Raw genomic sequence first — 22,442 nt, forward strand, 5'->3', positions numbered from 1 at the left:
ATGACCCTTGCCTCAAAAGGATCGACGATGCGTGGTGCAGACATTCTGGTCGAGATGCTGATCGGTTACGGCGTCGACACCATCTTCGGCGTGCCCGGCGACACCAATGTGCCGTTCTACGAGGCGCTGCAGCTGCGCGCCGACGAGATCCGCCATGTGATGGCGCGCGACGAACGCTCCGCCGGTTTCATGGCCGATGCCTATGGCCGCTTCACCAACCGGCCGGGCGTGTTCGAATGCCCCTCGGGCGCCGGGGCGATGTATTCGCTGCCGCCGGTGGCGGAAAGCAACGGATCTTCGGTGCCGGTGATCCTGCTGACCATCGACATCCCGCTGCCGGGCGAGGGCCGGGGCGTGCTGACCGAGCTTGACTGCGCAAAGCTGTTCGAGCCGGTCACCAAGCTGTCGGTGCAGGTGAAGTCGCCGGAAAAACTGCCCGAGATCATCCGCCGCGCCTTCCGTGCCGCCTGTTCGGGCAAGCCCGGCGCGGTGCATCTCCAGATCCCCGAGGACATGCTGCTGGCCGAGGTCGATCCGGCCCGGATTTCGCTCCATGTCGAGGAGGAATGCCGGACCTTCCCGGCCTATCCGACCCTGCCGCCCGAGACCAAGTTGACCCGTCTGCTGGAACTGATCGCCCGCGCCGAGCGGCCGCTGATCATCGCCGGCGGCGGCGTCAACCGCGCCGATGCCGGCGACGTGATCACCAGCTTCGCCGAGCGCCACGATATCCCGATCTGCACCACCATGACCGGCCAGGGCTCGATCCCCGACGATCATCGCCTGGCGATCGGGGTGATCGGCGACAACGGCTATCACCCCCATGCCAATCTGGCGCTGGAGAAATCCGACCTCGCGATCTTCGTGGGCTCGCGCATCGGATCGGTGGTCACCATCGGCTGGACCTTCCCGCAGGTGACGCTGAACCGCCGGCTGGTCCAGATCGACATCTCGCCCGAGGTGATGGCCAACAATTACGAAAACCTGCTCTCGGTGCAGGGTGATGCGAAGCTGGTCTTCCAGCGCTTGTTGCAGATGGAAACCGACACCAACCCCGCCCGGCGCAGCGGCTGGGTGGATGAGCTGAACGCCGACCGCGCGCGTTTCTGGGAGAGCGCGGCACCGCTGCTGACCGACGAGCGGGTGCCGCTGCGGCCCGAACGCGCCGTGCATGCCTTCAATCGCGCGCTCGAAGCCTCGGGCCGGCCGGCGCTGATCTATTCCGATGCCGGCACGCCCACGCCCTATATGACCCGTTTCCTGAAGATCAACGACCGCGAGACCCGCTTCGCCATCCCGCGCGCCTTCGGCGGGCTGGGTTCGGCCTTGCCGGCGACGGTGGGCGCCTGGGCGGCGGATCCCGCCAAGCGGCCGATCGGCCTGTTCGGCGACGGCTCGTTCGGCATGAGCGTGGGCGAGCTTGAGACGCTTGTCCGCCTTCAGGTGCCGGCGATCCTGATCCTGTTCAACAACGGCACCTATGGCTGGATCAAGGGGCTGCACCGGCTGAAGGGCCACAATCAGTGTTTCGGCGTCGACTTCCTGCCGCCGGAAGGCCAGGCCATCGCTGAAGCTTTCGGGCTCAAGGCCTGGACGGCACGCACGGGTGCCGAACTCGACGAGGCGCTGGCCCTGGCCTTCGCCTGGAAGACCGGGCCGTGCTTCATCGACCTCAGGATCGAATCCCTGGCGGAGCGGGTGCCGCCGGTCTATTCCTGGCTGCGCCGGCGCGGTGAGGATCCAATGGCGCTGGACAGCGCCGATCACGGATACCGCTGAGGTCGGATCATCTCAGGCAGCCGGATCATCTCGGGCGGTGGGGCGCGGCGCGGGCAGCAGGTTCCGCCGCCGCGCCTCGGCCAGGAACCAGCGGCGGAAGGCGGCGACGCCGTTCTGGCTCATGAAGGCTTCCGGGCAGCACATGTAGAAGCCTTCGCCTGAAGAGCAGCGCTGGGGGAAGGCGGGCTTCAGCCGGCCGTCGGCCAGTTCGGCCAGGACATAGCTTTCCGGCACCACCGCCAGCCCCATACCGGCGATCGCCGCCTCGATGATCATGTCGGTGACCGAGAAGCGCGGCCCCAGGATCGGCCCGGTGAACGGGATGTCGGCCGCGCGCAGCCAGTGCATCCACAGGCTCGGCCGCGAGACGTTCTGGATCAGGGTGATCCGCCGCAGATCGTCTTCGGCGAGGAAGCCTTGGGCCGGCAGCAGGGCCGGGGCGCCGACCACCACGAGGTCTTCTTCAAACAGCAGATGGCTGCGGCAGGCGGCCCAGTTGCCCACACCGCGCAGGAAGAACAGATTGGCGTCGAAATCCGCCGGATCCTGGGTATTGGGGCAGGCCACCACCTCGAACAGGATCTCGGGCTCGGCATGTGCGAAATGTTTCAGCACCGGCAGGGCCCAGCGCCGTGCCAATGTGGGTGACATGCCGATGCGCAGGAAGTCTTCGGTGGTCCGGCCGCGCACCGCATCGATGGAGACTTCCTCCATCCGGTCGAGCAGATGCGAGATTTCTTCGTAATAGGCCCGGCCGGCTGCGGTCAGGATGATGCGCGGGCCGGCGCGTTCGAACAGGGTGACGCCCAGAAACTCTTCCAGATTGCGGATCTGGCGGCTGATGCCGCTCTGGGTGACGCACAGATCCTCGGCCGCCTTGGTAAAGCTCAGATAGCGCACCGCCGCATCGAAGGCGTGGAGGGCAGACAGGCTGGGCAGGAAGCGGCGCAAGCTCGTCTCCGGCGGTCAGAACCCGGCCGGGCCGGGTATCGGTGCACCGACCGGTGCCACCACCAGCCGGCCGATGCCGTCGGCCGCCAGCGTGAAGCGCAGCAGAATGACCACCGGGTCGGGCAGGCCGGTCGGGTCGAAATCGCCCGCCACCGCCACCCTGACCGCAACCTCCGCCCCGGCTTCCTGCCAGTCGATCGGGGTGAAGCGCAGGCGGATGGCGAAGATCTCGTGCGCCGCCCAGGCGCCGATCGACGGCCGGCCATGGATCAGCCGGTCGCCCCGGACCACCTCGGCGCCTTCGGTGAACAGCTGGCGGAAACTGTCGAAATCATCCTCGTTCACGGCCTCGATCCAGTCGAGGACAAGGGGCGTCGCCAGGTTGGACAGGCGGGACATCAGCGGTGCATCGGGCATGACGGTCGGTCCGGGCAGCGATCGGTTTCGTGGCATGGTCACATCTGATGGACGTGGACGGACATGATGCCGGTCACCTCCTGACGACATTCCGTCAGGAGCCGGACAAAAACCGCGATCCGCCCCGCATGATGCAGCGATGATCGGGCCGGCGGCGCTCAGGTGATTGGCTGTTTCCCCCCAGCCGGTAAGCCTGCGCCTGCGTGGGTGATCACGTCAAGACCGGTCTTCGATGTTTCACGTTGCAGTCCGCACGATCCTGGCCACCAGCCCGTGCAGCTCGTCGACATAGCCGGTGCGCCCGGATGGCGTGTCGGGGTCCGAGGTGATCACGACGACCATGTCGATGCCGGGCAGCAGATAGAGCAGCTGGCCGCCATAGCCCCAGCCATAGACCGCCGGCCGGACGCCCGTCTCACGCAGGAACCAGCCATAGCCATAGGCATCGCCGGTGAAGGGCGAGGTGGTGCGGGGCGTCCACATCTCGCGGATCCACCCCTCCGACACCAGCCGGGTTCCGTCTGCCGCAACCCCGCCCCGGCGGAGCATCTCGCCGATGGCAAGCAGGGCGCGGGGCGACAGCACCATCTGGTTGCCGCCCATATAGACGCCCTGCGGATCGCGGGTCCAGGGCGGGATGGTGATGTCGAGCGGATCCCCCAGCCAGTCGCGGGCCAGCGCCAGCGTGCTCTCGCCGCTGGTGCGGGTCAGGATCGCCGACAGCAGATGCGAATTGCCGGTGGAATAGAGCATCCGCCCGCCGGGCTCCGCCACGAAGGGCCGGGAGAGCGCCGTGCGCACCCAGTTCCGGCTTTCGACCCAGGCGCCGTAATAGGGGCCGGAGGTCCGCTCCAGCCCGGCCTGCATCGACAGAAGATGGCCGATGGTCAGCCGGTCCAGCCGCGGATCGGGATCATCCGGCAGGTCGGCGGGCAGCAGGTCCGCCACTTTCTGATCCGTGCCGGTCAGCACGCCCCGATCGATCGCGATGCCGGTGAGCAGGGCGATGATGCTTTTCGACAGCGATTTGACGTTCACCGGTCGCGTGGCCGGCGGGCCGCGATAGACCCGTTCGGCCAGAACCTCGCCCGCCTGCGCCACGATCAGCGTGTGCAGGCCGGTCAGGTGCCGGGCATCGTCGAGCAGCCGGTCGAGCGCGGGCGCCGCCGCCCGCCCGGCCCGCGGGGCGATGGCGGTGACGGCGGCGAGCGCGAGGCCGCCGGTGATCAGCCGGCGGCGGGAGGGCAGATATCCGGTCATGGAACTGGAGTTGGGGCGATGCCCGGCCGGATCAACGGCCGGGCATCCTGTGGTCACGCCTGGCGTGTGTTTCGCCACAAGCCGTAGAGCCCCGCCACATCGCCCGAGCAGAGCAGCGGCATGGCCTGCCGGATCTCGTCCAGTGGCCAGTCCCACCACGCCATCTCCAGCAGCATGGCGACGGCATGCTCGTCGAAGCGCTGCCGCACCGGCCGGGCCGGATTGCCGGCGACGATGGTGTAGGGGGCGACGTCGCGGGTCACCACCGCGCGGGTTGCGATCACCGCGCCATGGCCGATGGTGATGCCCGGCATGATCACCGCTTCGGCACCGATCCAGACATCGCTGCCGACCACCGTATCGCCCGCCGGCCGGTAGCCGTTCTCCGCCCCGGCGAAGGCGGGTTCCCCCGTCCACCAGAAGAAGGGGAAGGTGGAGACCCAGTCGGCGCGGTGGCCCTGATTGCCGGCCATGATGAAGGCGGCACCCGTGCCGATGGAGCAGAACGAGCCGATGATCAGCCGGTCGACATCATCGCGATCGGGCACCAGATAGCGGGCGCAATGGTCGAAGCCATGGCCATGATACCAGCCGGAATAATAGCTGAACCGGCCGGCCGTGATGTTGGGGTTGGTGATCTGGTCGCGGATCTCGCGGCCCTTGAACGGGCTCTCGAAGGCATTGGTCAGAAAGGGTGTGGTCATTGATTGAGCATTCCGCTGCGCGTCGTCCTGTATTTCCGCCATGCGCCGGGCATGACGATAGGACAGCCTTGAACGATATGTTCAGGCTGGAAACAGGTTCGCGCTGGGTCTGGCGGCCATGATGCTCATGGGGCGGGATGTTAGGTCAGCGGCCATGCCGGGGCAAGGCTTTCCCGCCCGTCAGACCAGCCGCCGGATCGGGCGCTTCTTCCAGATCAGGTGATAGAGCGCCGACTGCCCCGCCGCCAGCAGGCAGAAGGCGACCGGGTACGACATCCACACCCCTTCGATGCCGATCCGCGCCGACAGCGCCCAGCCGACCGGCAGGCCGATGGCGAGAATGGCGGTGCCCGAGACCAGGGTCGGCAGCAGCACCATGCCGCTGGCCCGCATCAGGCTGGAGGTGGCCATGCCCATGCCATAGATCACCAGCGCCCAGACCACGATGTGCAACAGGGTGCGGGCTTCCGCGACCACGGCCGGGTCGGCCAGGAACAGGCCGAGCAGGGGGCCTGAAAACGCATAGACCAGCGCCACCAGACTGCCGGTCAGCACGAGGTTGAAGGTGAGCGCGGTGCGCAGGATTTCGGACAGCCGGTCGGTGCGCCCGGCACCGATCGCCTGGGCGCCGAAGATCGAGGCGGTGATGCCGATCGAGATCGCCGGGAACTGGACATAGTTCACGATCTGGGTGATCGCGCCATAGGATGCGGTCGCATCCGAGCCGAAGCGGTTGACCAGCGACAGGATCAGGATTTCGGAAAGCGAGATCAGCACCAGCATGATGCCGGTGGGCAGGCCGATGCGCAGCACCTTGGCGAGCAGCACGCGGTTGAAGCCGAGCGCGCGCAGGAACGCGCCATCCGGCGCCAGCGGATGGTTGCGGCGGCGCAGATGGATCACCATCCAGGTGGTGGCGATGGTCATGGAGACGATCGAGGCCCAGGCCGGCGAGGTGACCCCCATCTGCGGCAGCCCGGCCCAGCCGCGGATCAGCGCCGGGGTCAGCACCATGCCGATCAGCGTGGCGAGGCCAAGGGTGAAGAGCGGCGTGATCGTGTCGCCCACGCCCCGCAGCATGGATGTCGCGAGCAGATAGAGGAAGATGCCGGGGGTTGCGATCAGCATGATCCGCGCATAGGCCACCGCCTGCGGCAACACATCGGGCGGCGTGCCCAGCAGGCTGAGGATCGCGGTGGTGGCCGTGCCTCCGAAGATGGCCACCAGCAGCCCGGCCGCCACCACCACGCTCAGCGTCGTGGCCGCGATCGCCTTGATCTGCCCGGTCTCGCCGGCACCGAAGGCCTGCCCGATCAACACCGCCGCGCCTGCGCCCAGCCCGATGATCAGCGAGATCATGAAGAACATCAGCGGAAAATACGACGTCACCGCCGCCAGCGCCGACACCCCCAGCATCTGCCCGACATAGATGTTGTTGAGGCTGCCCGACGCCGCCTGCAGCAGATTGCTGCCGATCATCGGCACCAGAAACGCCAGATAGGGCTTCCACAACGGCTGTACCGGCGCCTTGGGCGAGAAGGGCGACACCCGCGGCTTGCCACGGCCGGCCGGCGCCGGAGAACGGGGGGAGGGGGCAGACATCGGGGGCGCTCCGGGGCAGGCGTGCGGGATGGGGCTGGCACTCTAGCAGGGGGCGGGGTGGGGGGCTATGGGCAGAGCGGGGGTGGTGGGATGGGGGGACAGGGAACGCGTGGCCGGCTCTGATCCGCCCTTCCGTATCTGCCGCCGCCGGACCTCGTGCGCAACAGCCGGTCAGTCATCTGCATGTTGCGCTGCAACGTTTCGTAACACGACAAAACATGGGGAAAGTCAGGCGGCTGCTATTTTATGACCGATTGAAGCAACAGGTTGGGTCATGGCCAGGAAATCCCGCTCAGGAAAGGTCTCTCTGCGCCTGATGGCTCTTCTGGTGTCGGTCATACCGTCTCCCTGCATAGTCATTGCGGCCGCAGGGGCGCAGGAGATGATGTCGGTCTCTGTCGTCGTTGCGAGAGAAGGCCTGCTCACGGACCAGATCTCCATCGTCGGAACGCTGGTGCCGCGAGAGGAGGTGGAAGTTCATCCTCTCGTCTCGGGCCAGCCGATCACGCGAATTCTTGCGGAGACAGGGCAGTACGTTGAAGAAGGGCAGGCGCTGGCCATGCTCGATACCACCGATGCGCAGATGCTGCTCGACAAGAACGCCGTCGGCACCCTGCGGGCAGAAGCCGCTGTCGCCGTCGCGCGCAGCCGGGTGGATGTGGCGCTGGTTGCCGAAGCAGAAAGCAGACGAAGGCTGGAGCGTAGTCGTGCCCTGCAACCCAAGGGTGCCGTGTCCCTGCAGCTTCTGGATGAACATCAGAATGCTCATGCTCGGGCGGTCGCGGAGCTTGCTCTGGAGCGTCAGTCGCTCGCACTTGCCGAAGCCGAGGCGGACCTCGTGATCCATGAGCGCCGGGAAATAGAACTCAGGATCCAGCGTGGCACGCTCATAGCCCCGACGGCGGGGGTGATCCTCGACCGCAGGGCCCGACTCGGCGCCCTGGCGTCGGATGCAGGTGATGCTCTTTTCTCGATTGCGGAGAACGGTCTGGTGGAGGTCGTCGCACAGGTCGTGGAAACGGATTTTGTCCGGCTTCGCGACGGAATGCATGCCGAGATCAATCTGCCGGGACGGAGCGATCCGGCGACGGGCACGCTCAGGATGAAAGCTGCGCAGATGGATCCGGTGACCCGCAGTGGCGAGGTGCGGATCCGACTGGATGAGAATGATCGCGTCACGCCGGGCATCTTTGCGCGCGGCCACATAAAAATCGCCGAAAGACGCGGCATTCTGCTGCCGGGCACGGCGGTCAGAAGCCGCAGCGGTGAGGATATGGTCTATGTGGTGGCGAACGGGGTCGTGGATGTCCGCCCGGTGATGGTCGGGCTCCGGCGGGACGGGTTGGTGGAAATCACCGGCGGCCTGTCCGCGGGCGAAATGGTGGCTCTGAAGGCCGGCGGCTTCCTGAAGGATCGGGAGAAGGTTCACCCCGTGATTGCCGGCACGGATGCTGCGCCGAAAGACGAGCTGGCCGTATCACCCCCGACGGACGATGCACGGGGGCGCATGCGCGAATGAATACAAATATCTCCGCATGGGCCATACGCACGCCGCTGCCGTCCATTCTGCTGTTCGTGGTTCTGACCATCATCGGGCTCTACAGCTTTGTACGCCTGCCGATCACGTATTTTCCAACGGTCATCACGCCGTCGGTCCGCGTCACCATTGAACAGGCAGGTGCATCTCCCGCAGAACTTGAAATCCAGGTGACGCGGCTTGTGGAAAACGCCATAGCCTCGCTGCCAGCGATCCGACGGCTGGATTCCATGATCGATCAGGGGCGTTCCGTGACGACCGTGGAATTCGAACTGGGTCTGGTGACGCCGGACCGTGCCGTGGACGATGTGCGGGACGCGGTCTCCAGGATCAGGAGCGACCTGCCGGCCATGGCAGATGAGCCCTTGATCGAAAGGCTGGAAGAGGATTCCACATCCCTCGTCACCTATGCAGTCCTGAACCCCGATATGACGGTGACGGAACTGTCCTGGTTCATCGATGACACCGTGACCCGCGCTCTTCAGGGTCTTCCGGGTGTCGGGCGTATCGAGCGTGTCGGCGGTGCCGATCGCGAAATACATGTTGAACTGGATGTGGAGCGGTTGCAGGCCCTGTCGCTCACCGCCGGAACGGTCAACGACATGCTGCTGCAGACGCAGCTTGAACGTTCGGGCGGCCGTAGTGAGGTGAACGGCAACGAGGAGGTCGTGACCACGGCTGCCGCGGCCGAAACGATCACCGAACTGGCCGGGCGGCGTCTGGCGCTCGATGGTGAAAGCTCGGTCCGGCTTTCAGACATTGCACGGGTCCGCGATGCGAATGCCGAGCCCCGGGCCTTCGCCATGCTCGACGGTTCCGAGATCGCAGGCTTTTCCGTCTATCGCTCGGGCGGAGCGGGCGAAGTGGCCGTCGCTACCGCTGTCGCGGGCGCGCTTGAGGAGATCAGGACCGCTTATCCGGACCTGCAGTTCCGCCTGGTCGACGACAATGTGTCCTATACCGTCGGCAACTACCATGCGGCCATGAGCAGCCTGTTCGAGGGGGCGGCCCTGTCGGTCATCGTGGTGTTTCTGTTCCTGCGTGACTGGCGGGCAACCATCGTCGCGGCCGTGGCCCTGCCACTTTCGATCATCCCGACGTTCTTTGTGATCGGGCAGCTCGGGTTCTCGCTGAACATTCTCAGCATGCTTGCGATCACGCTGGTGACCGGCATCCTGGTCGATGACGCCATCGTCGAGATCGAGAATGTCGTGCGCCATCGCAACATGGGCAAGTCGGCCCGCCGTGCCGCGCTGGATGCCTCCGACGAGATAGGGCTCGCCGTCATCGCGATATCGGCGACGATCATCGCGGTATTTGCGCCGGTCGGGCTCATGAGCGGCGAGGTCGGGCTCTATTTCCGTGAATTCGGGCTGACCGTCGCCATTGCCGTCTTCTTCTCGCTGCTCGTCTCACGGCTGATCGTGCCCGTACTGGCGGCGTATTTCATGACCGCGGGGCCCCCGAAGGATGAGGAAAACGGGCGGCTGATGCGGTCTTACGAATACCTGCTGAAGATGAGCCTCAGGCACCCCCTGCTGACCGTCGGCACGGCTCTGGGGCTGTTCGCGATCGCGATCGTGTCGTTGGCGTCGCTGCCCACCGCCTTTCTGCCCGAAGAAGACATGGGGCGACTGACGCTTACGGTCGAACTGCCGCCGGGCGCCACCCTCGACGACACCCGGGCGGCAACCGATGACATTGCGGACCGCCTTCGCGGTTTCGAAGAGGTTCGGGGCGTTTTCGTCCGCGCCGGGGCGAGCATGACCGGGCAGGAGGATGTGCGTCACGCGATCGTGCTGATCAATCTCGTTCACAAATCGCAGCGCGAGAGGTCATTGTCGGCGATCGAGGCCGATCTGGAAAGAATGCTGGCAGCGTTTCCGGATCTGCGTCTGCGCTTCCTCAACAATCGGGGCAGTCGTGACGTTTCCTTTGCGCTGCTGGGCAGCGACGGCGATGCCGTTCAGGCGGCGGCGAATGCCGTCCTGCGTGAGATGTCGGCCGATGGCGACTTCGTCGACCCGTCCAGCGACAACATCGCCATGCGCCCGGAATTGCGGGTGATCGTCGACACCGACAGGGCCGCGATGCTCGGCGTGTCGCCGGCGATGATCGCCGAGACCATCCGCGTGTCCACCATCGGCGAGGTCGACAGCAGGCTGGCGGATTTTCTCGACGGGTCCAGAAAGATCCCGATCCGGGTCATCATCGATCCGGTTTTCCGGGGGAATCTGCCGGCCTTGCAGTTGTTGACCCTTCCGGCAGCCGGCGGCGGTCAGGTCCCGTTGTCGGCGGTGGCCGGGATCCGTTTCGACGAAACGGCTGCCGTGATCAATCGCATGGACCGTCTGCGTCAGATCGAGATGGGAACGGACATGGCCGCAGGCATGACCTCGGGGCAGGGTCTCGAAAAGCTGATGACGCTCGACAGCGTCCGCAACCTCCCCGATGGCATACACATACGGACAACGGGCGATTCCGACAGCGAGGGCGATGTCTTTGAAAGCTTCGTGCCCGCCATGGGCGCGGGGATCCTGCTGGTCCTGATCGTCCTGATTCTGCTGTTCGGCAGCGTGCTTGCGCCGTGGACGATCCTTGCGTCGCTGCCTCTCTCGATTGCCGGGGTCACCCTCGGGCTTGTGCTGGGCGGGCATGCCGTGTCCCTGCCGGTCGTCATCGGCATTCTGATGCTGATGGGCATCGTGACGAAGAACGCGATCATGCTGGTTGATTTCGCCATCGAACGCGAGGCGCAGGGGCTTGGCCGGATGGAGGCCATCGTCGAGGCGTGCTCCAGCCGCATCCGCCCGATCGTCATGACCACGCTGGCCATGGTCGGCGGCATGATCCCGTCGGCGATCGGCATTGGCGACGGCGGCGAGTTCCGGGCCCCGATGGCCATCGCCGTCATCGGTGGGCTTCTGGTGTCCACCCTTCTGTCCCTGATCGTGATCCCGTCGCTGCACCTGATCATGTCGACTCTGGGTGACCGCCTGACCTGGATTTTCCGGCGGGTTTTTCAGTCGGCCGGGGGCTAGAGCCTGCGTCAGGCAGGCTCGTTGGTGTGGCCGGTTTCCCCTGACACCCACTTCTCCATCACCACCCGCGGCACCGCCTGATACCCCACCTTTTCATAAAACGCCTTCACCGCCGTATTCGTCTCGCGGATCATCAGCAGCACCTTGCGCACGCCGTGGCGGCGCAGCCAGTCTTCGCCGGCGGTGACGATGTCGGTGCCGAGGCCCTGCTGGCGGCAGGTCGGGTCGACGGCGACGTAATAGAGCCAGCCGCGGTGGCCGTCATGGCCGGCCATGACCGAGGCGACCAGCCGGCCGTCGAGCCGGCCCGCCAGCACCTCGGAATGGGAGCGGCCGCGCGCGAAGGCGATGTCGTCCAGCGGTACGACTGATCAAGGCTGGCATCCGGGTGGAGCGGATCGAGCCCGGTAAGCCGCAACAGAACGGGCGACATGAGCGGATGCATCTGACGCTTCAGGAAGAAACGGCCTCGCCGCCGGCCCGGAGCCTGAAGGAGCAGATGCAGCGGTTCCGGGACTTCCGCCAGAGCTTCAACCACGAGCGCCCGCATGAAGCGCTGGATTATGAGGTACCCGCCGCGCGCTACCAGCCCTCGCCACGGCGTTTTGACGGCCGGCTGCGATCGCCGGACTATCCGCATGACGCCGAGATCCGGAGAGTGCGCAGGACCGGAGAGATCAAATGGCGAAACCGAAACCTGTTTCTGACCGAGGTGCTCTCAGGCGAGCCGGTCGGGCTGTTCCTGATCGGCCCCGAGACCTGGCTGGTGAAATACGGGCCTGTTGCGCTGGGCTCGATCAGGGGGAAAGCGGGCTTTGAAAAGTTTGGTGCGGGATCGTGATCCCGCACCAAACCAAGGCCGGAACCGGGGTGAGCTGTTACCTATGTCGCCGGTCTGAAGTGTTACCCGTCTTTCCGGTTGCTCAGGGCCGCAGCATGATTTGAGATCCGTGCGTATCGGGGCAAAACCGGCGCCAGATGACCGGTTATCTGCGCGCCAAGCCAACACGCTATCTTCCCTTCTGGGCGGGCGAGACATCACCCCTCAGGATCTGAAGTCGAAACAAAAGCCTCCGAAGGTTGACGAGGTGTCTTCTAACTGCTAATGATTCTCATTATCAAAATGGAGCGGAGAATGTCTGATAACCATCTGGAGCAAAGCGGATGAAACCCGGCACAGCCGAGGCGGCACTGCGCGTCTGCATGATCGGGCTCCCCGCCACCTGCGCCGTTTTCGGCGGCAGCATCATCCTTGACCATCTGGCTGATCTTGGCAGGCCCGAATGGCAGCAGGCGCTCGTCTCCATCACTGCAGGGGCTGTAATCGGTGGAGTCGTGGGATTCCTATTGGTGATTGTGAAGAAATTTATGATCAAGGACTAATCGTATGATCACCAGAGATTATGGGCTGCATCGACTTCATATTTGTATGGCATTATTATTGGCGGCGATATTCATATCAATTTCCAATTCATCTGAAGCCTCGCAAATTTCGAAGAACTCGGCAAAAGAGAATAGGAATATTGTTGAAATAGAAGATTTTTTGCCGGGTACGGGAGATGTCACAGTCTCAATAGGGGCAGATTTTTCTTATTTGAACCAGGACTCGAACACGTTCGCATTCGGGCTTGCGCCACAAGGTAACGTGATAACACTCGTCCCCTTCTCAGTTCCGTCAAATCGCCAGACTTATTCGTTTTCCGCCGCAGCAGCAGTGACCTATGGAATCACCGAAAGATTATCACTCGGGGCACGCATACGAGGAACGGCCGAGTTTACTGAGATCCAGACAGGCGGCCACTACACAAAAAGAGACGATAAATATGAAATATCTGACATTTCCCTAACTGGAAATTACAAAATTACACCCATCACAGAGAGTCCTTATTATTATATATTTGGAGAATATCGATTTCTGGAAATGGAAGATGATGTATCTATCGGTCACTCTTATGCCTTTGGCGCAGGCATCGGATGGCTGGAAGATCCTATTCTCATTTCTCTGGGACTCGCCTTCTCCTCGGTGGATGTCCGAGATCCAGAATCTTCTCTGAATTTCTCTGGGCGGTACATGATGGCATTTCCAGCAATAGCCTTCTCTGTCAACGAAAAGATCAATCTGACGTCCGGTGTGAGCCTTGGGTACATGCTCGACGACATGCCACACGGCGCAGGAGGATCATCGTTTAGCAGCGCCATGGCCTTCGGGCTCTCCTACCGCATGAGCCGCCAGACGGCGTTGAATCTCAACACCCGTTTTGGCTTGGCGGATAACGAGAGTGTCGGCATGCATGGCACGTGGATTTATAGGTTCTGAAAGGAGAATAGCATGAGGAAGCTACGGGCAATCTCTGGAATAGTGGTCCTGTTGTCGATCATGATCCACCCGGCATTTGCGTTGGAACAAGATCAGTCAGCAAAAATATTTGGACCGAAACACCGAGAACTCTACACTCGCGAATTAACAGAAGAAGAGCGTAAAAACATAACAGGAGCGATCCACCCAGTCATTATAGCGGTCGGGTGGGCCGCGGGCGCCGGAGGGGCAAGCATCGTCTATCAGTATGCCGCCAATGGTCAGGTCGACTGGTGGGAAGTAGCCACCAACGCTACGGGGGCCTTCGTCGGAGCACTTACCGGCGGAGCCCTGACTCCGTATATCGGACAAGTCGGCTCCGCCGTAGTAGGCGGAGCAGCAGGAATGATATCTTATTATGGAATGAATAATCATATGAACATCGGTTCTGTGTGCTCCACATGCCACCAGTGATTGCGGACGAGATGATCAGATATTACGCTTTATCGGTTCTGGTATTTTCTGTGCCCACAGATGTTTTGGCACAGGAAGCCACATTTCCATTTTTTCCGGGAGAGGTGATCAAGCCATTCAATATTCAGAAGTATAACAAAATAACGACACAAGTATTTGATAGCTCCTGCGGGGCAGCTTCGGTTGCAAACATAATCAGCGAATACTACAGGATACCGACAAATGAACTGGTAATTCTAGCAAACATGAATATACATGGGGATAGATCCGAGTATTCATTTGAAGATCTAAGATATGGGGTTGAATTTCACAATCTAACGCCCGTATACGTCGCGACTAATTATGAGGCACTTCTGGAGCTCAAGATTCCAGTGATCGCACATCTACGATTGCTTGACGGTAATCACTTTTCTGTAATAAGAGCTGTCACTGAAAATTACATATTTTTAGCTGATCCCGCCTGGGGGAATGTAAAATTGACGCGCACACAATTCGAAGAGAAATGGTTGAGTGATACAAATGAAGGTCATATCATGGCTATAATTTCTGAAAACAACATAAACACTTCTGATGAATATTTCGGTCTAAAAAAATATCGATAAATCAATCTATATGATATTTCATGATTTTAGATGAAATATGGGTATGTATTTATTAATACAAAATCAGCTTATTGGTAGTATTCTGAATATCTTTATAGATATTATATTGTGAATCAATCCGTTCAAAATTGCTCGTGAGCTAGAAATTCATGCGTAATTTCTTCCATCATGTTCTATTCTATATTCCGCAAACTGTCGTGCACATTCTAAATATAATCATGCCCGACTCACTCCTGCATCGAGAAGCATGTCTTCGATGGCGCAACTCCGAGATGTTGTCACCGCCTTCAAGGCACGCCGACACGAAACACAACCTCTCATCCATCACACAGGTCTCTTGCCACGCCATGGTCGCACCTCCGCGACCATCTTGCACACCTGTCACCCATGTCAGCGGGCTGAACTGTTACCTATCTAAGCGGTCTGGACCGACCGGTCTGGCCCCCCCTCACAACCACCTCTCCATCACCACCCGCGGCACCGCGTTATACCCCACCTTTTCATAAAACGCCTTCACCGCCGTATTCGTCTCGCGGATCATCAGCAGTACCTTGCGCACGCCGTGGCGGCGCAGCCAGTCTTCGCCGGCGGTGACGATGTCGGTGCCGAGGCCCTGCTGGCGGCAGGTCGGGTCGACGGCGACGTAATAGAGCCAGCCGCGGTGGCCGTCATGGCCGGCCATGACCGAGGCGACCGGCCGGCCGTCCAGCCGCCCGACCAGCACCTCGGAATGCGAACGGCCGCGGGCGAAGGCGATGTCGTCCAGCGGGTCGTTATAGGGCATCACCAGATTGCAGGCCTGCCACAGCGCCACCAGCGCCGGCAGTTCGGCATCGTGGACGGGGCCCACCGTCAGGCGGGGCCGGTCGGGCCGGTCGTCGGGATCGGTGGCATCGGTGCTGTCCATCGGCGTGGTCCTTTCGTTGCGGGGCGGCGTGCGGGCCATGCGGTTTCGTGGCCGCAGATCAGCAGAGATCCATGACCACAGAATGACAAAACCGCAGCGCCAGGGGCCAGCCTGTGGAGCAGCCGCTTGACTCGTCGGTAACCAGCTATTACGGATGGAAAACCCATGAGTTTTTCTTTCGGCCAATCCGGTTTCCGTATGCGTCACCCCCTATGCCGGGTGGCGTGACGTCCGGGGCCGGGTCGGAGGGAAAGCCGGGGCAAGCCCGGCGGCGGAATCAGACCGGGCGGAACCGAACGGGAGGAAGCCCATGTCGATGGATGTCGCGGGCCCCGCCATCAGGGCGGTGCCGGCATGACGGGCGAGGTGCGGGCACCGGCCGGGGGCCTGCTCCGCCTGGCCGATCTGCTGAACACGGTCGTCGCCCGGATCGTGGTCTGGCTGGTGCCGGTGATGGTGGTGGTGACCATCATGGATGTGGCGCTGCGCCTGTTCGCCGGGCGGGCCACGCTCTGGGCCTTCGATGCCACGGTGCAGTTCTACGCCGCCCATTTCCTGCTGCTCGGCGGTTTCACCCTGCTGCGCGGCGGCCATGTCGGGGTCGATATCCTGCGCGAGCAGGCGGGGCCGCGCACCGGGCTGGTGATGGATGTGGCGTCCTGGATCGCCTTCTTCTTCCCCTTCGCCATCGTGATGGTGCTGTGGAGCTGGGATTTCATGATCGCCTCGTGGGCGATCCATGAAACCTCGCCCGGGGTTGCGGCGCTGCCGGTCTATCCGATCAAGACCCTGTTCTTCGCCGGCAATCTGCTGCTGCTGATCCAGGGCGTGGCGGAATTTCTGCGGGTGCTCGCCGGCGGTTTCAGCCGGCTGAAGGGGGCGTGACGCCATGCATCTCTCCCCCGAACTCTTCACCATCCTGATGTTCGCCGGCCTGCTGGTCGGGCTGCTGCTCGGCCATCCGCTCGCCTTCGTGCTGGGCGGGCTGTCGGTGATCTTCGCCATGCTCGGCCCCGGTATTCCCGCCTTCGGCATCGTGATCAACCGGGTCTGGGGCCTGGCCGACAATTACGTCATGGTCGCGATCCCGATCTTCGTGTTCATGGCCCGGCTGCTCAGCGACAGCGGCATCACCGACCGGCTGTTCCACACGTTGCGTCTGCTGTTCGGGCCGGTGCCGGGCGGGCTGAACTTCGCGGTGATCATCATCTCGGTGCTGCTGGCCGCCGCCACCGGCATGGTCGGCGCGTCGCTGGCCGTGATGGGCGTGCTGGCCCTGCCGGCGATGATCTCTTACGGCTATCGCAAGGAAACCAGCACCGGCGCCATCGCCGCCGGCGGCAGCCTGGGCATTCTGATCCCGCCCAGCATCATGCTGGTGGTGATGGGCGGCTATGCCCAGCTGTCGGTCGGCAAGCTGTTCGCGGCGGCGCTGGTGCCGGGCCTGCTGCTGGCGGTGTGCTATGCGCTCTATACCGGCATCCTGTGCTGGATGAAGCCGCAATACGGGCCCCCGGTCACGGCCGAGGAACGCGCGCAGACCTCTACCGGCGCGCTGCTGCTGATGCTGCTGAAAGAGGTGGCGCCCACCCTGGCGCTGATCCTGGGCGTGCTCGGCTCCATCTTCACCGGCATCGCGACCGTCACCGAGGCGGCCTCGATCGGTGCGGCCATCGCCTTCCTGATCATCCTGGCCTATCGCCGGTTTTCATGGGCGATGCTGCGCACCGCGGTGATCGAAACCGGCATCACCACCGCCATGGTCATGTTCGTGGCGATCGGCGCCACCGCCTTCACCGGGATCTTCGTCGCCGGCGGCGGCATGGGGGTGGTGCAGTCCTTCTTCACCGGGCTGGAGATCGGCCGCTGGGGCACCTTCGCCCTGCTGATGTTCGCGGTGTTCATCGCCGGCATGTTCCTCGACTGGCTCGGCGTGATCATGATCTGCTTCCCGATCTTCCTGCCGATCGCCGCCGCCCTCGGTTTCGACAAGCTGTGGTTCGTGATGATGATCGCGGTCTGCCTGCAGACCTCGTTCCTGACACCCCCGGTCGGCTATGCCCTGTTCTACCTGAAGGGCGTGGCGCCGAAGGGGGTCACCACTATGCACATCTATCGCGGCGTCGTGCCCTTCGTGCTCATCATCCTGGGCGTGATCGGGCTGTGCGCGCTGTTCCCCGGCATCGTCACCTGGCTGCCCACCCGTGTGGGCTGATACCGGCCAGGCCGAAGAAACATCCCAACGACCAGACACGTCCGCATGAACGGACGGCGCGGAGGAAACATCATGCCCAGTATCACCATATCCGGGATGGCCAGGGTCGCCGGCCTCTCAGCCGGTCTGGCACTCTCAGCCGGTCTGGCACTCGCAACCGGTACCGCCCTTGCGGCCGACGCCACCATGCGCATGACAACCACCTGGACCAGCGGCATCAACCTGATGGAGGGCGACAAGAAATTCGTCGAGATCGCCAATGCGATCACCGGCGATGCGCTCAAGATCGAGTTCTTCGAAGGCGGCACGCTGGTCCCGCCGACCCAGGTCTTCGATGCGGTGCAGAGCAATACCGTCCAGGCCTCGGCCGACTGGCCGGGCTATTGGGCGGGCAAGAATTCGGCCTTCGGTCTGCTCGGCAGCTACCCCATGCTGTTCACCGCCGCCGACTATATCCTCTGGACCAAGCAGTGGGGCGGGTTCGAGGCCTTCCAGGAAGCCTATGGCCAGTTCGGCATGGTCTATCTGCCCTATGCCGTGGTCTCGATGGAATCGGGTCTGCGCGGCCGCAACCCGATCCCGACGATCGCCGATATGGAAGGCAAGCGCATCCGCATGTCCGGCCGCGCCCAGGGCGAGATCCTGAAGCGGCTGGGCGCCGCCCAGACCCAGATCGCCGGCGGCGAGGTCTATCAGGCGCTGGAGCGCGGCGTGGTCGATGCCGCCGAATTCTCCGGCCCCGGCGTCGACTGGGGCATGGGGCTGCAGGAGGTCTCCAAATACTGGATGCCCCCGGGCTGGCATCAGCCGGGCTCGATGAGCGGGGTGATGATCAACAAGAAATTCTGGGACGGGCTGCCCGAAGAGGTTCAGACCAAGCTGAAGATCGCCGCCGACGCCACCCTGTCCTGGTCGATCGCCTATTACGAGCATGACGCGGTCGAGGCGGTGCGCAAGTTCAAGGAGGCCGGGACCGAAGTCGTGCAGCTGCCGGCCGAGGACGTGGCGAAGCTGCAGGAGATCTCCAACCAGGCTCTGGTCGACGAGGCCTGCGCCAACCCGCTCTTTGCGAAGATCGCCGCCTCGCAGGTCGAATACATGGCAGACTATGCCGAATGGCGCGGCATGGCCGGGGATTTCGCCATGGGGCGCAATCTCTCCAAACTGCCTGATGTCGCGAAGCTGAAATCCTGCGCCGGCTGACATCGCCTCCGGAGGCTGCCCGATGACCACCGACACGCCGTCCTCTCCCATCCTTCCGGAGGTGACCGCCGCGGGCGGCCTCACCATCGACCTGCTGTTCGCGCGCCAGGCCCGCGCCACCCCCCAGGCACCGGCCCTGGCCGATGCCGGGGGCGAGGTCGCCTTCACCTATGGCGCGCTCTTCGCCCGGGTGTCGCGGCTCGCCGCCTGGCTGACCGGCCCGGCCGGGCTGAGGCCGGGCGACCGTTTCGCGGTACTGGCCGAAAACCGCACCGAATATGTCGAACTTCTGCTCGCGGCCGCGATGAGCGGCACCATCCTGGCCGCGATCAACTGGCGGCTGGCACCGCCCGAGGTCGCCCATTGCCTGCGCCTGGTCGAACCCGGGCTGATCGTGGCGAGCCCCCGCCATGCCGGGCTGCTGGATGCGGCAGCTGTCGGCGATGTGCCGCATCTGCTCTTCGGCCCGGATTTCGAGGCGATCGCCACCACCGGCCCGGTGCCGGATCTGCCCGCGGTGACCGGGCCCGAAAGCGGGCTGGTCATTCTCTACACCAGCGGCACCACCGGCCTGCCCAAGGGCGCGCTGATCAGCCACCGGGCCGAGATCGCCCGGACGCAGGTGATGGCGATCGACCATGCCATTCCGCCCGGGCGCGGTTTCGTCGCCTGGGCGCCGCTCTTCCACATGGTTTCGGCCGATCAGGTGCTGGGCACGCTGATCCGTGGTGGCAAGGTGACGGTGGTCGACGGCTACGACCCCGAGGCCATCATCCGGGTCGTAGCGCGCGAAAAGATCGGCTGGCTGGTGCTGATGCCGGGCATGATCGAGGATTTCCTGGCCCATCTGGCGGAAGCCGGGCCGATCGAGCCCGATGTGATGGTGATGGGCTGCATGGCCGATCTGGTGCCGCTGGCCCAGATCCAGGCGGTGACCCGGGCCTTGAACGCGCCCTATCTCAACAGCTTCGGGTCGACCGAGACCGGCGCCGCCCCCGCCTCTGCCGCGGTGATCGGCGTGGGGGAGCTGCCCGCCGGCCTGTCCAAGCGCCAGAGTTCCGGCTGTGCGGTGCGCCTGGTCGACTGGGACGATACGGAAGTGCCCGACGGCATGCCGGGCGAGGCGACGATCCGCTCGCCCTCGCTGTTCTCGGGCTATTGGAACAATCCGGAGGCCACTGCCGAAGACTTTCGCGGCGGTTGGTTCCATATGGGCGACATGTTCGTCCGCAATCCGGATGGCAGCCTGGATTTCGTCGACCGGCGCAAATACCTGATCAAATCGGGTGGTGAGAACGTCTATCCCGCCGAGATCGAACGGCTGATCCTGGCGGGCGCCGACATCCGCGAGGCGGTGGTGGTGCGTGCGCCCGATGCGCGCTGGGGCGAAGTGCCGGTGGCGGTGGTCGCAGCCGCACCCCACGTAACGCGCGAAGACGTGCTCGGCCGCTTGCATGGCCGGCTCGCGCGGTACAAGCTGCCCAAGGCGGTGGTGTTCCTGGATTACGACGCCTTTCCCCGCTCGACCACCGGCAAGATCAAGCGTCACGACGTCGAAACCCTGCTCGACAGTCGGGGCCAGCTCAAGGGAGATCCCGCCCCATGACCACCGCATCCGGATCCGCAGCTGACGTCTCAACCAATGGTTATGTCCACGGCTTCGCCGAAGGCGCCGTGCTGCTGGAGCGCCGCGGCCCGGTTGCCTGGGTGCGGATGAACATGGCCGAGAAGCGCAACGCCATGTCGGAAGCGCTGGTGCAGGGCCTTGCCCGCGCCGTCGATGCGGTGGAGGCCGACCCGGCCTTCCGGGTGATGGTCATCACCGGCTCGGGGCCTGCCTTCTCAGCCGGCGGCGACCTCGCCCTGTTTCAGCGGCTGGTCGGCAGCGGCACGCTCGATACCTTCGACACATATCTTGAGCGCGGCCGGGCGATGTTCACCCGGATCGAACAGTTCCGCCGCCCGGTGATCGCCGCGGTCAACGGCGTCACCGTCGCGGGCGGGCTGGAGCTGATGCTGACCGCCGATCTGGTCTATGCGGCGGAAAGCGCCCGGATCGGCGACGGCCATGTGAAGTTCGGCGTGATGCCCGGCGGCGGCTCCACTGCCCGGCTGTCGCGGCGGCTGCCCTTCAATGTGGCGAGCGAGCTGCTGCTGACCGGCCGTCTCGCCGACCCCCGCGAGCTTGCCGCCCATGGCCTGGTCAATGCCGTGCTGGCCGACGACGCGCTGGAGACCCATGTCCAGCAGGTGGCCGAAACCATCGCCCGCCACAGTTCCGACGGTATCGCCCGGATCAAGGCCCTGCATGCCCGCGCCCGTGACCGCAGCCTGGACGACGCGCTCGCGACCGAGGTCCGCGCCCTGCTGGATTATGCCCGCGGCCCGGATCTGCTCGAAGGGCTGACCGCCTTCGTCGAGAAGCGGGCACCGCGGTTCAGGTGAGCCGCCGCGCTCTCTGCTACCCCTACGCCCGATGATGCCCCCTACGCCCGATGATGCTTCGGGGGCAGGCCGTAGGTCTTCTTGAACGCGGCGGTGAAGCTGGTCGGGCTGGTATAGCCGGCGATCCAGGCCGCCTGGGCGATCGGCACGCCGTCGCGTTCAAGGGCCGCCCGGGCGGCCTCCAGCCGCTTCAGGCGGATGAATTCATAGACCGTCATTCCCAGATGTTCCTTGAAATGGCGCTGGATCGACGAGGTGCTGAGGCCCATTTCGCGGGCGATGCCCTCGACGGTCAGCGGCCGGCCCAGATTCTCAAGAATATGGTCGTGGATGCGGGCGATCTGCCGGCGGCTCATCTCCACCGGTTTCGGCGTATCGTCGCCGGTGGCGTCCAGCATCTGCAGGCAGGCTTCGCACATCAATTGCAGGGCGTGCGACTTGCGATAAAGCGTGCGCAATTCGCCCTGCATCGGCACCGGCGGTTCCAGAATGCGTTCGGCAAGCTGGATCAGCGCCGGCCGGGCTCGAAGCTGAACCGGTTCAGATGGCCGGCGAAGAAGCGGCGCAGCGCCGGCATGCCGTTTTCGGGGCAGCTGCGCATCAGATCCTGCATCCAGGGCAGGGGCGCTGAGACCATCACCTTGCGCATCGCCACATCGCTGTCGTTCACGAAGCGGACCAGGCAGGGCCGGGCGACGTTGAGCAGGAAGACCTGCGGCACCGAGATGTCGGAATCGCCGGCATCCAGGCGGAAATGCTCGCCATCCATCACGAAATGCTGCGCGCCCTGCAACAGCACGATGACCATGAATTTCGGCCAGACCTGATGCAGCTCCTCGTCGGGCGTGCAGGTCGCAAGGCCGGTCATCGTGCCGACGAACAGGTCATGTGGAATGCCCAGGGCGGGCGCAGTTTCCTGCATGTGAACACCTTGATCACGCTTGGGTCGGGTCAGGTGTCCTCACGACGCTGCCATCGTGCCTGCGCAGGTCTTTGCCGCTTTTGAAGA

At 63.8% G+C, this 22,442-nt stretch carries 22 protein-coding genes; 13 read left to right on the forward strand and 9 right to left on the reverse strand.

Annotated features, from left to right (window positions below; translation table 11 throughout):
* The first annotated feature begins 27 nt into the window (after positions 1 to 27).
* Positions 28 to 1,779: a thiamine pyrophosphate-binding protein gene (locus tag TMO_RS21120; RefSeq protein ID WP_014752822.1), complete on the forward strand. Its 1,752-nt coding sequence runs from the start codon at positions 28 to 30 to the stop codon at positions 1,777 to 1,779.
* A 12-nt stretch (positions 1,780 to 1,791) separates the two neighbouring features.
* Here the strand turns inward: TMO_RS21120 and TMO_RS21125 are convergent, their stop codons facing one another.
* The 5 genes from TMO_RS21125 to TMO_RS21145 all read right to left on the reverse strand — a co-directional run bounded on the left by TMO_RS21125 (position 1,792) and on the right by TMO_RS21145 (position 6,713).
* Positions 1,792 to 2,730: a LysR substrate-binding domain-containing protein gene (locus TMO_RS21125; protein ID WP_014752823.1), complete on the reverse strand. Its 939-nt coding sequence runs from the start codon at positions 2,728 to 2,730 to the stop codon at positions 1,792 to 1,794.
* A 15-nt stretch (positions 2,731 to 2,745) separates the two neighbouring features.
* Entirely contained in the window at positions 2,746 to 3,147 is a 402-nt protein-coding gene (locus tag TMO_RS21130) for a nuclear transport factor 2 family protein (RefSeq protein WP_014752824.1), read from the reverse strand.
* A 237-nt stretch (positions 3,148 to 3,384) separates the two neighbouring features.
* Complete coding sequence (locus tag TMO_RS21135) at positions 3,385 to 4,407, reverse strand: serine hydrolase domain-containing protein (protein WP_014752825.1); 1,023 nt, start codon at positions 4,405 to 4,407, stop codon at positions 3,385 to 3,387.
* A 53-nt stretch (positions 4,408 to 4,460) separates the two neighbouring features.
* Positions 4,461 to 5,096 carry a type B chloramphenicol O-acetyltransferase gene (catB, locus tag TMO_RS21140; RefSeq protein WP_041607408.1) on the reverse strand — a complete coding sequence of 212 codons (636 nt, stop codon included), beginning with the start codon at positions 5,094 to 5,096 and terminating at the stop codon, positions 4,461 to 4,463.
* Between the two features lie 195 nt (positions 5,097 to 5,291).
* Entirely contained in the window at positions 5,292 to 6,713 is a 1,422-nt protein-coding gene (locus TMO_RS21145) for an MATE family efflux transporter (protein ID WP_041607298.1), read from the reverse strand.
* Positions 6,714 to 6,987: 274 nt separating this feature from the next.
* Here TMO_RS21145 and TMO_RS21150 point away from each other — a divergent pair, with 274 nt between their 5' ends.
* On the forward strand, positions 6,988 to 8,232 hold the full coding sequence (locus TMO_RS21150) for an efflux RND transporter periplasmic adaptor subunit (protein WP_014752828.1): 1,245 nt from the start codon (positions 6,988 to 6,990) through the stop codon (positions 8,230 to 8,232).
* Positions 8,229 to 11,291, forward strand: a complete 3,063-nt coding sequence (locus tag TMO_RS21155; RefSeq protein ID WP_014752829.1) for an efflux RND transporter permease subunit — start codon at positions 8,229 to 8,231, stop codon at positions 11,289 to 11,291. Before TMO_RS21150 ends, TMO_RS21155 begins: the two co-directional genes overlap by 4 nt.
* A gap of 8 nt (positions 11,292 to 11,299) precedes the next feature.
* Here the strand turns inward: TMO_RS21155 and TMO_RS21160 are convergent, their stop codons facing one another.
* Complete coding sequence (locus TMO_RS21160) at positions 11,300 to 11,650, reverse strand: GNAT family N-acetyltransferase (protein WP_416069012.1); 351 nt, start codon at positions 11,648 to 11,650, stop codon at positions 11,300 to 11,302.
* Between the two features lie 29 nt (positions 11,651 to 11,679).
* On the opposite strand from TMO_RS21160, the gene TMO_RS21165 reads away from it, so the two are divergent.
* From TMO_RS21165 to TMO_RS30730, 5 genes are all read left to right on the forward strand, one after another.
* Positions 11,680 to 12,132: an integrase core domain-containing protein gene (locus tag TMO_RS21165; RefSeq protein WP_187297866.1), complete on the forward strand. Its 453-nt coding sequence runs from the start codon at positions 11,680 to 11,682 to the stop codon at positions 12,130 to 12,132.
* Between the two features lie 323 nt (positions 12,133 to 12,455).
* Positions 12,456 to 12,674, forward strand: a complete 219-nt coding sequence (locus TMO_RS21170) for a hypothetical protein (RefSeq protein WP_041607300.1) — start codon at positions 12,456 to 12,458, stop codon at positions 12,672 to 12,674.
* Between the two features lie 4 nt (positions 12,675 to 12,678).
* On the forward strand, positions 12,679 to 13,608 hold the full coding sequence (locus TMO_RS30725; RefSeq protein WP_014752832.1) for a transporter: 930 nt from the start codon (positions 12,679 to 12,681) through the stop codon (positions 13,606 to 13,608).
* 51 nt (positions 13,609 to 13,659) lie between these two features.
* On the forward strand, positions 13,660 to 14,061 hold the full coding sequence (locus TMO_RS31350) for a hypothetical protein (protein ID WP_145978349.1): 402 nt from the start codon (positions 13,660 to 13,662) through the stop codon (positions 14,059 to 14,061).
* 11 nt (positions 14,062 to 14,072) lie between these two features.
* Positions 14,073 to 14,663: a C39 family peptidase gene (locus tag TMO_RS30730; RefSeq protein ID WP_187297867.1), complete on the forward strand. Its 591-nt coding sequence runs from the start codon at positions 14,073 to 14,075 to the stop codon at positions 14,661 to 14,663.
* A gap of 448 nt (positions 14,664 to 15,111) precedes the next feature.
* On the opposite strand, the gene TMO_RS21175 is transcribed toward TMO_RS30730, so the two are convergent.
* Positions 15,112 to 15,570 (reverse strand): GNAT family acetyltransferase, encoded by a 459-nt coding sequence (locus tag TMO_RS21175; RefSeq protein ID WP_014752833.1) that lies wholly within the window; start codon positions 15,568 to 15,570, stop codon positions 15,112 to 15,114.
* 354 nt (positions 15,571 to 15,924) lie between these two features.
* Between TMO_RS21175 and TMO_RS21180 the strand changes: the two genes are divergently transcribed.
* From TMO_RS21180 to TMO_RS21200, 5 genes are all read left to right on the forward strand, one after another.
* Positions 15,925 to 16,455, forward strand: coding sequence for a TRAP transporter small permease subunit (locus TMO_RS21180; RefSeq protein ID WP_014752834.1), 531 nt, complete (start codon positions 15,925 to 15,927; stop codon positions 16,453 to 16,455).
* A gap of 4 nt (positions 16,456 to 16,459) precedes the next feature.
* Entirely contained in the window at positions 16,460 to 17,785 is a 1,326-nt protein-coding gene (locus TMO_RS21185) for a TRAP transporter large permease (RefSeq protein ID WP_014752835.1), read from the forward strand.
* Positions 17,786 to 17,857: 72 nt separating this feature from the next.
* The gene (gene dctP / locus TMO_RS21190; protein WP_014752836.1) at positions 17,858 to 18,988 is read left to right on the forward strand and encodes a TRAP transporter substrate-binding protein DctP; all 1,131 of its coding nucleotides are present in this window, start codon (positions 17,858 to 17,860) and stop codon (positions 18,986 to 18,988) included.
* 22 nt (positions 18,989 to 19,010) lie between these two features.
* Positions 19,011 to 20,594 (forward strand): class I adenylate-forming enzyme family protein, encoded by a 1,584-nt coding sequence (locus TMO_RS21195; RefSeq protein WP_014752837.1) that lies wholly within the window; start codon positions 19,011 to 19,013, stop codon positions 20,592 to 20,594.
* On the forward strand, positions 20,591 to 21,433 hold the full coding sequence (locus TMO_RS21200) for an enoyl-CoA hydratase/isomerase family protein (protein ID WP_014752838.1): 843 nt from the start codon (positions 20,591 to 20,593) through the stop codon (positions 21,431 to 21,433). Before TMO_RS21195 ends, TMO_RS21200 begins: the two co-directional genes overlap by 4 nt.
* A 41-nt stretch (positions 21,434 to 21,474) precedes the next feature.
* Here the strand turns inward: TMO_RS21200 and TMO_RS32370 are convergent, their stop codons facing one another.
* Complete coding sequence (locus TMO_RS32370) at positions 21,475 to 21,903, reverse strand: helix-turn-helix domain-containing protein (RefSeq protein WP_014752839.1); 429 nt, start codon at positions 21,901 to 21,903, stop codon at positions 21,475 to 21,477.
* Positions 21,904 to 21,941: 38 nt separating this feature from the next.
* Positions 21,942 to 22,355, reverse strand: a complete 414-nt coding sequence (locus TMO_RS32375) for a hypothetical protein (protein ID WP_014752840.1) — start codon at positions 22,353 to 22,355, stop codon at positions 21,942 to 21,944.
* Positions 22,356 to 22,442 lie beyond the last annotated feature (87 nt).

It is taken from the genome of Tistrella mobilis KA081020-065, assembly GCF_000264455.2.
Taxonomy (GTDB): domain Bacteria; phylum Pseudomonadota; class Alphaproteobacteria; order Tistrellales; family Tistrellaceae; genus Tistrella; species Tistrella mobilis.